At 58.5% G+C, this 11,851-nt stretch carries 16 protein-coding genes; 10 read left to right on the plus strand and 6 right to left on the minus strand.

The genetic code is table 11. The annotated features are described in order from the left end of the window. The first annotated feature begins 84 nt into the window (after positions 1-84). Both AB1E37_RS11295 and AB1E37_RS11300 read left to right on the plus strand, forming a co-directional pair. A complete protein-coding gene (locus AB1E37_RS11295; protein ID WP_004189776.1) occupies positions 85-282 on the plus strand; it encodes a hypothetical protein in 198 nt (65 codons plus the stop codon). A gap of 136 nt (positions 283-418) precedes the next feature. Further along, positions 419-670 (plus strand): hypothetical protein, encoded by a 252-nt coding sequence (locus tag AB1E37_RS11300; protein WP_004898555.1) that lies wholly within the window; start codon positions 419-421, stop codon positions 668-670. Positions 671-721: 51 nt separating this feature from the next. Here AB1E37_RS11300 and yncL read toward each other — a convergent pair whose 3' ends face one another. Continuing rightward, complete coding sequence (yncL, locus tag AB1E37_RS11305; RefSeq protein ID WP_002906891.1) at positions 722-814, minus strand: stress response membrane protein YncL; 93 nt, start codon at positions 812-814, stop codon at positions 722-724. A gap of 194 nt (positions 815-1,008) precedes the next feature. On the opposite strand from yncL, the gene AB1E37_RS11310 reads away from it, so the two are divergent. Both AB1E37_RS11310 and AB1E37_RS11315 read left to right on the plus strand, forming a co-directional pair. Continuing rightward, a complete protein-coding gene (locus AB1E37_RS11310; RefSeq protein WP_002906888.1) occupies positions 1,009-1,182 on the plus strand; it encodes a GhoT/OrtT family toxin in 174 nt (57 codons plus the stop codon). A gap of 88 nt (positions 1,183-1,270) precedes the next feature. Next, entirely contained in the window at positions 1,271-2,020 is a 750-nt protein-coding gene (locus AB1E37_RS11315; protein WP_004189779.1) for an alpha/beta fold hydrolase, read from the plus strand. 13 nt (positions 2,021-2,033) lie between these two features. Here AB1E37_RS11315 and AB1E37_RS11320 read toward each other — a convergent pair whose 3' ends face one another. Next, complete coding sequence (locus AB1E37_RS11320) at positions 2,034-3,467, minus strand: aldehyde dehydrogenase (RefSeq protein WP_004180137.1); 1,434 nt, start codon at positions 3,465-3,467, stop codon at positions 2,034-2,036. A 269-nt stretch (positions 3,468-3,736) separates the two neighbouring features. On the opposite strand from AB1E37_RS11320, the gene AB1E37_RS11325 reads away from it, so the two are divergent. Beyond that, positions 3,737-5,335, plus strand: coding sequence for an ABC transporter substrate-binding protein (locus tag AB1E37_RS11325; protein ID WP_004898553.1), 1,599 nt, complete (start codon positions 3,737-3,739; stop codon positions 5,333-5,335). A 16-nt stretch (positions 5,336-5,351) separates the two neighbouring features. Continuing rightward, positions 5,352-5,585, plus strand: a complete 234-nt coding sequence (locus tag AB1E37_RS11330; RefSeq protein WP_002906801.1) for a YdcY family protein — start codon at positions 5,352-5,354, stop codon at positions 5,583-5,585. 8 nt (positions 5,586-5,593) lie between these two features. Here the strand turns inward: AB1E37_RS11330 and AB1E37_RS11335 are convergent, their stop codons facing one another. Beyond that, positions 5,594-6,043 (minus strand): DMT family transporter, encoded by a 450-nt coding sequence (locus AB1E37_RS11335; protein ID WP_004180135.1) that lies wholly within the window; start codon positions 6,041-6,043, stop codon positions 5,594-5,596. After that, complete coding sequence (locus AB1E37_RS11340) at positions 6,040-6,558, minus strand: GNAT family N-acetyltransferase (protein ID WP_002906796.1); 519 nt, start codon at positions 6,556-6,558, stop codon at positions 6,040-6,042. Before AB1E37_RS11340 ends, AB1E37_RS11335 begins: the two co-directional genes overlap by 4 nt. Before the next feature lie 162 nt (positions 6,559-6,720). Here AB1E37_RS11340 and AB1E37_RS11345 point away from each other — a divergent pair, with 162 nt between their 5' ends. Together AB1E37_RS11345 and AB1E37_RS11350 are read left to right on the plus strand one after the other, a co-directional pair. Beyond that, entirely contained in the window at positions 6,721-7,302 is a 582-nt protein-coding gene (locus tag AB1E37_RS11345) for an XRE family transcriptional regulator (protein ID WP_002906794.1), read from the plus strand. Between the two features lie 65 nt (positions 7,303-7,367). After that, on the plus strand, positions 7,368-8,405 hold the full coding sequence (locus AB1E37_RS11350) for an NADP-dependent oxidoreductase (protein WP_002906792.1): 1,038 nt from the start codon (positions 7,368-7,370) through the stop codon (positions 8,403-8,405). A gap of 62 nt (positions 8,406-8,467) precedes the next feature. Here AB1E37_RS11350 and rihA read toward each other — a convergent pair whose 3' ends face one another. Beyond that, positions 8,468-9,403, minus strand: coding sequence for a pyrimidine-specific ribonucleoside hydrolase RihA (rihA, locus tag AB1E37_RS11355; protein WP_002906791.1), 936 nt, complete (start codon positions 9,401-9,403; stop codon positions 8,468-8,470). Here rihA and AB1E37_RS11360 point away from each other — a divergent pair. Together AB1E37_RS11360 and AB1E37_RS11365 are read left to right on the plus strand one after the other, a co-directional pair. Beyond that, positions 9,365-9,595: a hypothetical protein gene (locus tag AB1E37_RS11360; protein WP_032414321.1), complete on the plus strand. Its 231-nt coding sequence runs from the start codon at positions 9,365-9,367 to the stop codon at positions 9,593-9,595. The two genes, rihA and AB1E37_RS11360, sit on opposite strands and share 39 nt — an antisense overlap. An 89-nt stretch (positions 9,596-9,684) precedes the next feature. After that, complete coding sequence (locus AB1E37_RS11365; RefSeq protein ID WP_002906788.1) at positions 9,685-9,984, plus strand: DUF406 domain-containing protein; 300 nt, start codon at positions 9,685-9,687, stop codon at positions 9,982-9,984. A 97-nt stretch (positions 9,985-10,081) separates the two neighbouring features. Here AB1E37_RS11365 and AB1E37_RS11370 read toward each other — a convergent pair whose 3' ends face one another. Then, positions 10,082-11,788 (minus strand): amidohydrolase, encoded by a 1,707-nt coding sequence (locus AB1E37_RS11370; RefSeq protein ID WP_004898550.1) that lies wholly within the window; start codon positions 11,786-11,788, stop codon positions 10,082-10,084. Between the last annotated feature and the right edge of the window lie 63 nt (positions 11,789-11,851).

An 11,851-nucleotide genomic window follows, 5' to 3' on the forward strand; every position in this document is an offset into this window, starting at 1 on the left:
TTATCTGACGCGAAGGCAAATGATATTTGTTGTCATTTAGCGCTATTTCTGGCTCTTATCCGTGATGACGGAGATGAAGAGGTTATGTTACAACGGCTTGCCATCGCCATTTATCTTCTTACGATGACGGCCCGCGCGATATATTGCGCCTGTGGCGAAGGCGGCGATCCTTTTCCCCTTGCCGACGGCGAAATATTTTCCTTATTAGCGAAATTAACTCCCCTGAACAGAAAGTATTTCACGGCTAGAGATAAGCTTTTAATATTTACGGTTATCGCATGATATTTGTTCTGAATATTTTATAGCCCTGAGGCAGAGGCAAATACCGGATGCCGCCCGGCAGCGCCCCCGGGTTTGACTTTCCGCCGCCGCTCATGCGATCATTTAGGGCATATTAGGTTTTGACGTTGATGTCGCTGTGAAAATTTTTGCTTTTATTCTGCTGGCTATCGGCGCTGTGGCGCTGAGCTATGGTAATGCCCCGGCGAAACGAATCCAAAGCTGTGAGAAGATGGGCGTAGGGCAGGCCGTCTGCGCCGCCGCCGAATTGGATAGTGAAAAAGTCAATGTACTGCCGCGCTATAACCCCAGCCTTAATAAGGTAATAGCTGCCGCGCAGTTAGCCCCCGCCGCCCGACAGCAAGATAACAACTCTGTTGTTCGCGCGTAAAAAAGCAGCCTTCGGGGCTGCTTTTTTAGGTTTCGTTGCTGAATTAAATGATTAAAACCAGCCAAATCTTACGGACAGCAGGCTGATAAGCGCGAACGCGGCGCAGACATTAATCATAACGACGGTTTTACTGGAGACATCCATAGCGCCACCCTAATGAGTAAGTCCTAAAGGTATAGTACGGCGCCAGCGGTTGCGCTATCAGATTAAGACGAATCAGGCTTTATTCTGAATATTCAGCCCGTTTCTGATTTTGTTATACAGGTATCTCTGAATCACGACGTCATGGCAGATAATCATCCCACCATGGAACGCCCTCAGGGAAGGAAAAAGTAAGAATGACGTTATATCAAAAAATGTTGGTGTTTTACGCCATTATGGGCGTGATATGCGCCGTGATTAGCTGGTTTTTAACCAAAGAGAGCCGGATGATCCGCCTGCTGGCGGCCCTGCTGATCGGCGCCACCTGGCCGTTCAGCTTCCCGATGGCGCTGCTCGTCTCGCTGTTTTAACCCTCAGGCGCTAGACGGCAGAAAAGGGTAGCACAAAGGATGAGGTTACTGTATAAAAAACCAGTAACCTTATCATGGAGGCATACAGGTGAACGGTTTTTATTCGTCCGTCGCTGGCGCCACGCTGCGCTGGCACGATTTCCCGGGAGATGGCCTTCCGGTGGTGTTTATCCACGGCCTTGGCTGCGCGTCATCCTACGATTATCCCCGCATTGCCAGCGATCCTGCGCTCCGCGAACGGCGCAAAATACTCATCGATCTGCCGGGCTTCGGCTATAGCGATAAACCGCGCGCGTTTAGTTACAACATACATGAGCAGGCTTTAGTTTTGGAGCAGTTCCTCAGCCACCTGCGCCTGCAGCGCTTCGCGCTGTTCGGGCATAGCATGGGAGGGAGCATCGCCATCGAAGCGGCGGGGCTACTGGGCGAGCGGGTGACCACGCTGTTGGTCTCGGAACCCAACCTGTTCGCCGGCGGCGGCGAGTACAGCAGGCGCATTGCGGCGCAGTCAGAGACAGCCTTTGTCGCTGACGGCTATGCCAGGCTGCTGGCGGAGGAGCGCTCGCCGTGGGCGGGTTGTTTACAAAACAGCGCCCCCTGGGCCGTCTGGCGGGCCGCCAGCAGCCTGATACGCGGCAGCGACACGCCCTGGTTTACCCAGCTATGCCAGCTGCGCTGCCAGAAAATGCTGATCGTCGGAGAGCGGTCGCTCCCTTATGCGGATAGCGACCTCGTTCAGGCACAAGGGATCCCGGTCGGCATCGTGCCCCATGCCGGACACTCGATGGCGTGGGAAAATCCGCAGGGGCTGGCGCAGCTTATCGCCAGCCATAGTTAAGAGGCGCTGGGCCTCAGAAGGGAAGCTCGCGGGGTTGGGTCTGGATCGTTATCCAGCGCAGCTCGGTGAATTCCGCGATCCCGGCCCGGCCGCCAAAGCGGCCATAGCCGGAGGCTTTGCAGCCGCCAAATGGCATTTGCGCCTCATCATGCACCGTTGGGCCATTGATATGGCAAATCCCGGTATGCAGACGTTGCGCTACGTTCCACGCTCTGGCGCTGTCGCGGCTGTAGACCGCAGCGGAAAGACCATACTCGCTGTCGTTGGCCACCGCCAGCGCCTCCTCTTCGCTATGAACGCGAATAATCGCTTTCACCGGACCGAAGGACTCTTCACGCCACAGCCGCATCTCGCGGGTCACGCCGTCCAGCAGGGTCGGGCTCATATGGGTATCGTTGGCTCTACCACCGGTCAGCAGGCGAGCGCCTTTCGCTAACGCATCGTCAATGAGCGCGTTGCAGCGGGCGATGGTGTTCATATCGACAACCGGGCCCGTGAGGGCGGCAGGCAGGGCGGCGGCGCGCCTGGCCAGCAGCGGGATAAACGCCTCCGCTACGGCATTGTCGACAATAATGCGCTCGGTGGACATGCAGATCTGCCCGGCGTTGGCGAAGGCGCCAAAAACAGCGCCCGCCGCCGCTTGCTCAATATCAGCATCGTCCAGCACCAGCAGGGGCGCTTTTCCACCGAGCTCGAGCACCGCTGGTTTTAGATACTGTCCGCAGGTGCGGGCGATAATGCGCCCCACCGGTGTGGAGCCGGTAAAGTTAACGCGCCGCACCGCCGGGTGGGCGATCAGCGATTCCACCAGCGCCGGCGCATCTTCAGGCGCACAGGTAAGATAGTTCACCACGCCCGGCGGGAAGCCCGCCGCGTCAAGGGCGTCGATAATCAGTCCCTGAGTGGCGGGGGAAAGTTCGGCGCCCTTAAGGATCACCGTGTTGCCACAGGCCAGCGGCGTCGCCAGGGCCCGGGTGGCCAGAATCAGCGGCGCGTTCCACGGCGCCATGCCCAGCACCACTCCCGCCCCCTGGCGGACGCCCATCGCCAGGTTACCCGGCACGTTGGACGGAATTATTTGCCCTTCAATCTGGGTGGTCAGCGCCGCCGCTTCACGCAGAATATCTGCCGCCAGATGAACATTAAATCCGGCCCAGTGCGCGGTCGCGCCGGTCTCCGCCGCCATGGCGGCGATAAATTTCGCCTCCCGCAACAGCATCTGTTCCGCCGCCTCGAGCAGTAAGCGACGTCGTTCCGCCGGCGCAGTATCGCGCCACAGCGGAAAGGCGCAGGCCGCGGCTTCGACGCAGCGTTTGCCGTCGGCGAGGCTGGCGGCAGCGGCCACCGAGGCTGCCTCATCGTGGGCCGGGTGGCGTCGGGTAAAGGTGCGGCGGCCTTCGGCATCGTGCCACTGGCCGTTAATGTACAGATTGCAGGTGATTGTCATGGTGGAAACCTCTTGTTCTGCGGTTCCCCCAGTGTACCGGGCGGCACTGACGGGAAGCGTGAGCTGGGCGGTTATCGCACATTTTTTTGCAGGAATTTTGTGTGGCTCACAACATCCCGAAGCCCTCTGGCGTAAAAAGCAGCGCAACGTCGATTAAACCAGCAAATTCCACGCGTTTTGCATAAGGTGATAGCCATTGATTATTTGCCGCCGTCAGGCGGCTGTGCTGTTATTACCGTTCTTATAATCAATAATCAGGACTTATAACCATGTCTACAGGGAAAACCACGCTGGCGCTGCTGCTGAGCGCACTGCTGCCGGCCGGCGCCGCCTGGGCCGCAGGCAATGACACTCTGGTCTACTGCTCAGAAGCCTCTCCGGAGTCCTTCAATCCGCAGATCGCCAGCTCCGGTCCGTCGTTCGTCGCCAGCTCGCAGGTACTGTATAACCGTCTGGTGAGCTTTGACCCGGTGAAAAATACGCCGATCCCGTCGCTGGCCACCAAGTGGCACGTCTCTGAGGATGGCAAAACCTGGACCTTTACTCTGCGTCAGGGGGTGAAGTTCAACAGCAACAAATTCTTCAAACCGACCCGCGATTTTAACGCCGACGACGTCCTGTTCTCCGTGCTGCGCCAGATGGATCCTCAGCATCCTTATCATAAGGTGTCGCAGGGGAACTATGAATACTTCCACGACGTGGGCCTCGATAAGCTGATTAAATCGGTGAAAAAGGTGGATGATTACCATGTCCAGTTCGAGCTCAACGAGCCGAACGCGGCGTTTCTTGCCGACTGGGGCATGGACTTCGCCTCTATTCTGTCGGCAGAGTATGGCGAGGCGATGCTGAAGAAAGGAACGCCGGAAAACGTTGATAACTGGCCTGTCGGTACCGGGCCGTATGCGCTGCAGCAGTATAAAGTGGATTCGCAAATCCGCTATATTGCCAATCCCCACTACTGGGAAGGCGAGGTACCGACCAAGCACTTAATCTTCTCCATTACGCCGAACGTCGAGACTCGTCTGGCGAAACTGCAGACCAACGAGTGCCAGATTATTCCCGCGCCGTCGCCGGTACAGTTCCCGGTGATTAAGGGCAATAAAGATCTGGCGCTGCATGCGGTTGAGGCGCTAAACGTCGGCTATCTGGCGTTTAACACCGAGAAAAAACCGTTTGATAATGTGCTGGTGCGCCAGGCGTTAAACTACGCTACCGACAAGCAGGCGATCGTCAAGGCGGTATTCCTCGATTCCGGCAGCGTGGCGAAATCACCGATCCCGTCGACGATGCTCGGGTATAAGAAAGATCTCCCGGACTATGACTACGATCCGCAGAAAGCCAAAGCGCTGCTCAAGCAGGCGGGTCTGGAGCAAGGCGCGGAAGTGACCCTGTGGTCAATGCCGGTCCAGCGCCCCTACAACCCAAACTCAAAACGCATTGCCGAAATGATCCAAAACGACTGGGCGAAAGTGGGGGTGAAAGCCAAAATTGTCAGCTATGAATGGGGCGAATACCTTGCCGGTATGCGTAAAGGGGAGCACGACAGCGCCCTGTATGGCTGGATGTCGGACAACGGCGATCCGGACAACTTTGCTGGCACATTGCTCAGCTGTGATAATATCCAGACCGGCTCCAACGCCGCCCGCTGGTGTGACAAATCCTATGACGCGCTGGTAAAGAAAGCGCTGTTGGTGAGCGATCCGCAGGCGCGGGCCAAACTCTACGAACAGGCGCAGGAGATTTTTTATCAGCAGGCGCCATGGATTACCCTGGCGACCGGGAAAACCTTCTATGCGACGCGCAGCAACGTCAGCGGCTACACCGTCAGCATGATGGGGAGCGATTTTTCCAAAGCGAAGCTGAATTAAGCGAAAGGAGAACAGGATGGCACATCTGGATGAGGTTATCGTCAAAGTCGATGACACCCTGGCCGAGGGCGTTATCGCGCATATGAATGAGCTGCTAATCGCCCTGAGTGATGATGCGCAACTCAGTCGTGAGGAACGCTATATCCAACAGCAGCGTCTGCGCACCGCCATCGCCCATCATGGGCGACAGCATCAGGAAGAGCAGGACGCGCGCCGCGAGCAGTTGACCAAAGGCGGCGCGATCCTCTGAAGATGCGCTCAGAACTGGCGTCTGGCCACCAGCCAGGCGCCCACCACCAGCATCACCGCCCCGCATAACGGTCCGATCAGCGCCCGCACCGGCACGCCGTGGGCGCGAACTAAATCCATGATCAACCCGCCCACCAGCTGGCTGGCCACCAGTACCGCAATGGTCGTCGCCGCGCCAACGTTTTGATAACCGCTGATGCTGGCGAAGACGAAAAAGGACCCCAGCAGGCCGGGGATCAGCGTCCACCACTTCACGCTCAGGGCCAGCTCCTGAAAGCCGGCGACGCCCTGGCGCAGCAGTAACATCGTCACGAAGATAACGATCCCGACCAGCGAATTGAGCAGCATAGCGATAAGGATCGTCGACGCCGACTGGGTGATGCGCACCATCAGAGTGTTCTGCACCACCAGGCCAACGCCGGCGGCGATCAGGCAGGCGAGAGTGAGCGACGCGTTCATGCTTTGCCGTCCGGGTCCTGGCGCGCATCCAGCTGCAGCTGCATAAAGGTCAGATCCAGCCAGCGGCCAAATTTGGTGCCCACCTGCGGCATCTGCCCGGTGGTGATAAAGCCCAGCGTTTCATGCAGATGCAGCGAAGCGTGATTCTGCGACTCGATGCCGGCGACCATCACATGTTTATTCAGCCGTCGCGCTTCGGCGATCAAGGCGACCAGCAGCTTGCGGCCCAGCCCTTTCCCCTGATGTTCGGGATGAACGTACACCGAATGCTCAACGGTATGGCGAAAGCCGTCAAATGCCCGCCAGTCGCCAAACGAGGAATAACCGGTAATGACGCCGTCTTCCTCGCTCACCAGTACCGGAAATCCAGCCAGCTGGCGGGCTTCAAACCAGGCGATGCGGTTGTCGGTATCCACAGTTTTATCATTCCAGATGGCGGCGGTATGGACGACGGCATGATTATAGATCTCGGCGATCGCCGCGCAGTCGTCTTTAATGGCAGGGCGAATGGACATAGCAAACCTCAATTTTTCGTACACTATAGTAGTACAATACTATTACAATAATGAACGCCACGCTGTCATCCGTTTTCAGCATAATTTTAACGGCTAACCCGGGAATAACGCGTCTCGGTGGATGGTTGTGTAATGGGGGGGCGCACACTATAGTGTTACGTTATGAATACTATAGAAGACAACCTCAATCAGCGCATCAGCGCGCGCATCCGCATCGAGCGCGAGTCCCGCGGCTGGTCGCTGAACGACCTCGCCGAACGGGCCGGCGCCTCGCGGGCGATGATCCATAAAATCGAGCGTGGCGAAAGCAGCCCGACCGCCTCGATGCTGGGCCGCCTTTCCGGTGCCTTCGGCATCAGTATGTCGACCCTGATCGCCCGCGCGGAAATGCAGGAGGGCAAGCTGCTGCGCTTTGCCAGCCAGCCGGTATGGCGCGACCCGCAAAGCCACTATCTCCGCCGCCACGTTTCGCCGCGCAGCGATTTGCCGATCGATCTGGTGCAGATTGAGCTGCCGCCCGGTAGCGATGTGCCGATGCCCGCCGCGTCCTATGCGCTTGCCCGCCAGCTAATCTGGCTGCAACAGGGCGAGCTGGTGTTTGTCGAAGGCAATACCCGCCATGAGATGCAGGCGGGGGATTGTCTGGAGCTTGGCCCGCCCAACGATTGTCGCTTTATTAATGAATCCGCAGAGACCTGCGTCTATCTGGTGGTTCGCCTTAATCAATCGCCATCCGGCTCTTAATGTTAAAGCATAATACGCATAAAGCAGCTAGCCTCAGTACAGTCTGCTAACAAGAGGAGTTTGCTATGACAGATCAACCGCAACGCCATCGCCGCTGGGTGCTGGCTTCCCGTCCCCATGGTGAACCGACGGCAGAGAATTTCCGCCTGGAAGAGAGCGAAGTGCCGACGCCAGGCCCGGGTCAAGTGCTGCTGCGTACCGTTTATTTATCGCTCGACCCGTATATGCGCGGGCGCATGAGCGACGCGCCGTCCTATTCGCCGCCGGTGGCCATTGGCGCGGTGATGGTGGGAGGGACCGTGAGTCGCGTGGTCAGCTCAAATCATGCCGATTATCAACCCGGCGACTGGGTGCTGGGCTACAGCGGCTGGCAGGATTATGAACTCTCCGACGGCAGCGGACTGGTGAAGCTGGGTGACAATCCGCAACACCCGTCCTGGTCGCTGGGAGTTCTGGGGATGCCCGGCTTCACCGCCTACATGGGTTTGCTGGACATCGGCCAGCCAAAGGCGGGCGAAACGCTGGTGGTCGCCGCGGCGACCGGGCCGGTTGGCGCCACGGTTGGACAGATCGGCAAAATTAAGGGCTGCCGCACCGTCGGCATCGCTGGCGGCGCGGAAAAATGCCGCTATGCGGTTGAGACGTTAGGCTTTGATCTCTGCCTTGACCATCGTGCGGATGATTTTGCCGAACAGCTGGCCCAGGCCTGCCCGCAGGGTATTGACGTTTATTATGAAAACGTCGGCGGCAAGGTTTTTGACGCGGTGCTGCCGCTGTTGAATACCGCAGCGCGGGTACCCGTCTGCGGGCTGGTGAGCGGCTATAACGCCACCGGGCTGCCGGACGGGCCAGATCGTCTGCCGCTGCTGATGGCGACCATCCTCAAAAAGCGCATCCGGATGCAGGGCTTTATTATCGGCCAGGATTACGGGCATCGGATCGCCGAATTCCAGCAGCAGATGGGGCGCTGGGTGCAGGAGGGGAAAATTAAATATCGCGAACAGCTGATCGACGGTCTGGACCAGGCGCCGCAGGCGCTGATCGGCCTGTTAAAAGGTGAGAACTTCGGTAAGGTAGTGATCCGCGTCGCGGCGGACGACTAGCCTGGCGGGCTTCGACTTAACAGGCCCCTTTCCCGCCAGGGAAAAGGGGCCTGGCATAGAGGTCAGGCGTAGAAGGCTAACCGCTGGGCGAGCAGATCCACAAAGGCTTCGCGGTCCACATCCAGCATCAGGGTGGTATTGGGCCGATTGCCGGTCAGATGGTAGTAATCGACCACCGTCATCCCCTGGGTATATTTGCCTTCCGTTTCTACGCCAACCCAGCGTTCGATCGTGGTAAAGATCTCCGGCTTGAGGAGCCAGGCGATGGTGCAGGGATCGTGCAGCGGCGCGCCGTCGAAGCCCCACTTTTCATCTTTGTGGTAGGCCATAAAGAAGTCGAGCAGCTCGGCGACGATGGTCGACACCGGGTTGCCAATCTGGCGGAATCGCTCGATATCGGCGGGAAGGATTTGCGCCTTATGGGTGACGTCAAGGCCCGCCATCACCACCGGGATCCCGGACTGAAAGACCATTTCCGCGGCCTGCGGATCAACGTAAATATTAAACTCCGCCGCCGGCTGCCAGTTGCCCAGCCCCATGGCGCCCCCCATGATCACGATGCGGGCGATCTTCGCGTGCAGCTCCGGATGGCTGGCGAGCAGCAACGCCACGTTAGTCTGCGGCCCGGTGGCCACCAGGGTCACCGGCTCCTGGCTTTCCCGCAGCACGCTGGCCATCAGCTCGACGGCGGTGCAGTTCTGCGGCGCAAAGGCCGGCTCAGGCAGGCTCGGGCCATCCAGTCCGCTCTCGCCGTGCACGTTATCGGCGATGATCAGATCGCGCATCAACGGCTTCCACGCGCCGCCGGCAACCGGAATGTCCGGCCGGTTCAGCAGCGTCAACATACGCAGCACGTTGCGCAGGGTCTTCTCCGGGGTTTGGTTGCCCGCGGAAGCGGTGACGGCTTTCACCTCCAGCTCCGGCGAGGCGAGGGCGAGGACCAGGGCGATCGCGTCATCATGTCCCGGATCGCAATCAATCATAATCGGCAGTGCCATAGCAGCTCCTTGTTGGCGATGTTCTGTGACCAGACTAACGCTGCGAGTCGGGGCAGACGAGATGGTGTGCAGAATAGTGTGATGGAGACCACGATTGCTGCGAGGGCAACGCATATCGTTACGCGACCGTCCGTAAACATGGTGCCTCGTTTTGCGGTGGCGCAAGATGGCGCCCGGCGCGGCGCGATATAATAGAAAAATTGCTAATCCTTACGGATATTAATGGTTTGCTTTTCGGCGGGCGGGTTCTTATCCTTAAGAAAACTCAAGAGGTTATTACGATGAAAGATGTTGTAGATAAATGCAGCACCAAAGGCTGCGCCATTGATGTCGGGACGATCATTGATAACGAGGACTGCGTCTACCGGGCCGAGAAGGTGTTCCCAAGCCGCGAAGAAGCGGAATCCACCGTAGCCGCCGTGCGCGAACGTGCTGCCGCCGCAGCGCCGGCCAGTGAACCGCCGCAGGTCGATTACACCATCGTCGCCGCTGGCGACGCGGTGAAACTCGACCTCTCCATCGCCTTCTCCTGCCAGGCAGAAAAGATCATTTTCGAGTTATCCCTGCGAAATCTGCTTTAATTCGCTCCTGTAGCGGAAGCGCGATGCTCTGGTGGGCAGACGTCTTCCGCTGATGCAGCACGCTGCCCGCCCGGCGACCTGAGCCGGGTGAGCGCGGTTAGTCTTGAAAGACGACGTTTCCGCCAACCATGGTCATCACCACGCGGCTGGCGCCAATCTCCTCATGGGCTACGGCGAAAATATCGCGGTCCAGCACCTGAAAATCAGCGACTTTGCCGACCTCTATCGATCCGCGTACCGCTTCTTTCCCTTCCTGATAGGCCGCATTGATGGTGTACATCCGCACGCCGTCCGCCACGCTAATTGCCAGCTCCGGGCGAATAACGTTGCCGCTGGAAGATGATTTGCGGGTGACCGCTGCCTGAACCATTTTGCGCCAGTTCACCAGCGCCATAATGCCATCTGACCCGCCGGCGACGATGACCCCAAGGTCGATGATATCCCGTAGCCCTTTGCAGATTTCCCCCTTGATGCCACAGTAGCGGGCGCGCTGTTCATAGTCATATGCCGGGCCGCCAGGTGAGGGTTGTTCGGAAAGCAGAATGCCGTATTTTGCCGCCGTCACGAAATCTTGCCGATCGCCCATGGAGCCGTGCAGCACATAATGCCGTCGGCTCTCCCCCGGATAGCGCTGAATCGCCTGCACGAAGCTGTTAATCGTGACTTTTACCGCCTTATCGCCGACCGCATGGACTGCCACCTGAAAACCGCGCTGGTGAGCCAGCAGAATCATCTGCTGTAGCGCCTCAACTTGTGCTTCCTCGGTCGCCTCGGGGCCACCAAACACCGAGCGTCCGCGATATCCCGGCCGGTCGGCGTAATCCTGATTCATCCACGCTGTGTGCGATGTGGGAACGCCATCGCAGAACAGTTTTATGGTCCGACAGTCCAGCCAGTCCCGGTCGGTGAACTGGGAGAAATCAAAGCTATCCAGATCGCGCTTCAGGGTGGCGCAGGATTGAACCCCCCGCTCGGCAGAGTAAAAGGCGATGGATACCCGGGCGGTGAGTTTTCCTTCATCCTGCAGTTCACGGTAGGCGGCGATGGCGCGATCCCCCGCGGCGCCTACCTCGCGCGTATTTTCCCCCGGACCCATGGCGCCTTCCGTGTAGCTGGCATACCCTTCGCTGTTCATCAGGCGCTGGGCTGCCAGAAGGTTCTCTTTGAGGGCCGCTACGGTCAGACGCGGCATCGTGCCGGATGCGAGATGCAGGGCGGGCAGGTCGATGAAATTGCCGTCCAGTTCGCCACTGGCCGTTCGCCCCAGATGTCCGCCGAGGGGATCAGGGGTGCTGGCGTCAAGACCGGAGAGGGCCAGCGCCCGGCTGTTGACGATGCAGGAGTGACCGTCCCACAGGGCGAGCAGGGTGGGATGATCGGCCGTGACGTCGTCAATATCCCAGCGCGTCAGAGAGCGCTGCTCGGCCGCGCACTCCTTGATTGCGTTTGGATCCAGACCGCAGACACGAATCCATGCCCCGGCGGGAGTGCGGGCTGCCTGGTCGCGCAGTCTTTCCCGCAGTACTGCCAGGGAACGCACGTCCTGGCAGTTCAGGCAATGCCAGCTGTCAGCGAGCCAGCCGATATGGATATGTGAGTCATGCGCGGCGGGTAAAATGAGTTTGCCCTTAAGGTCAATGACCTGCGTCTGGGGACCAATATGCTGCTGAATATCCTGGTCTTCACCAACGTTAATAATCCATCCCTGCTTCACGGCGATGGCGCGCTTAAAACTAAAATGTGAGTCCACCGTGGCGACCTTGCCGTTAATCAATACGCAGTCCGCATAAACGACATTATCCATTTATCCCTCCCTGGCTGATAAAAGTGCCGATCAATATAAATAGTAACCATGGTGATTATGTGG

Origin of the sequence: Klebsiella sp. Shm-1, assembly GCF_040804525.1 — a bacterium.
In the GTDB taxonomy this organism is placed as follows: domain Bacteria; phylum Pseudomonadota; class Gammaproteobacteria; order Enterobacterales; family Enterobacteriaceae; genus Klebsiella; species Klebsiella pneumoniae.

Coding starts and splice junctions, on each gene's coding strand:
- AB1E37_RS11295 (WP_004189776.1), top strand. CDS start 85: ATGTTACAACGGCTTGCCATCGCCATTTATCTTCTTACGATGACGGCC.
- yncL (WP_002906891.1), bottom strand. CDS start 814: ATGGATGTCTCCAGTAAAACCGTCGTTATGATTAATGTCTGCGCCGCG.
- AB1E37_RS11310 (WP_002906888.1), top strand. CDS start 1,009: ATGACGTTATATCAAAAAATGTTGGTGTTTTACGCCATTATGGGCGTG.
- AB1E37_RS11320 (WP_004180137.1), bottom strand. CDS start 3,467: ATGACAATCACCTGCAATCTGTACATTAACGGCCAGTGGCACGATGCC.
- AB1E37_RS11325 (WP_004898553.1), top strand. CDS start 3,737: ATGTCTACAGGGAAAACCACGCTGGCGCTGCTGCTGAGCGCACTGCTG.
- AB1E37_RS11330 (WP_002906801.1), top strand. CDS start 5,352: ATGGCACATCTGGATGAGGTTATCGTCAAAGTCGATGACACCCTGGCC.
- AB1E37_RS11335 (WP_004180135.1), bottom strand. CDS start 6,043: ATGAACGCGTCGCTCACTCTCGCCTGCCTGATCGCCGCCGGCGTTGGC.
- AB1E37_RS11340 (WP_002906796.1), bottom strand. CDS start 6,558: ATGTCCATTCGCCCTGCCATTAAAGACGACTGCGCGGCGATCGCCGAG.
- AB1E37_RS11345 (WP_002906794.1), top strand. CDS start 6,721: ATGAATACTATAGAAGACAACCTCAATCAGCGCATCAGCGCGCGCATC.
- AB1E37_RS11350 (WP_002906792.1), top strand. CDS start 7,368: ATGACAGATCAACCGCAACGCCATCGCCGCTGGGTGCTGGCTTCCCGT.
- AB1E37_RS11360 (WP_032414321.1), top strand. CDS start 9,365: ATGTCCCGGATCGCAATCAATCATAATCGGCAGTGCCATAGCAGCTCC.
- rihA (WP_002906791.1), bottom strand. CDS start 9,403: ATGGCACTGCCGATTATGATTGATTGCGATCCGGGACATGATGACGCG.
- AB1E37_RS11365 (WP_002906788.1), top strand. CDS start 9,685: ATGAAAGATGTTGTAGATAAATGCAGCACCAAAGGCTGCGCCATTGAT.
- AB1E37_RS11370 (WP_004898550.1), bottom strand. CDS start 11,788: ATGGATAATGTCGTTTATGCGGACTGCGTATTGATTAACGGCAAGGTC.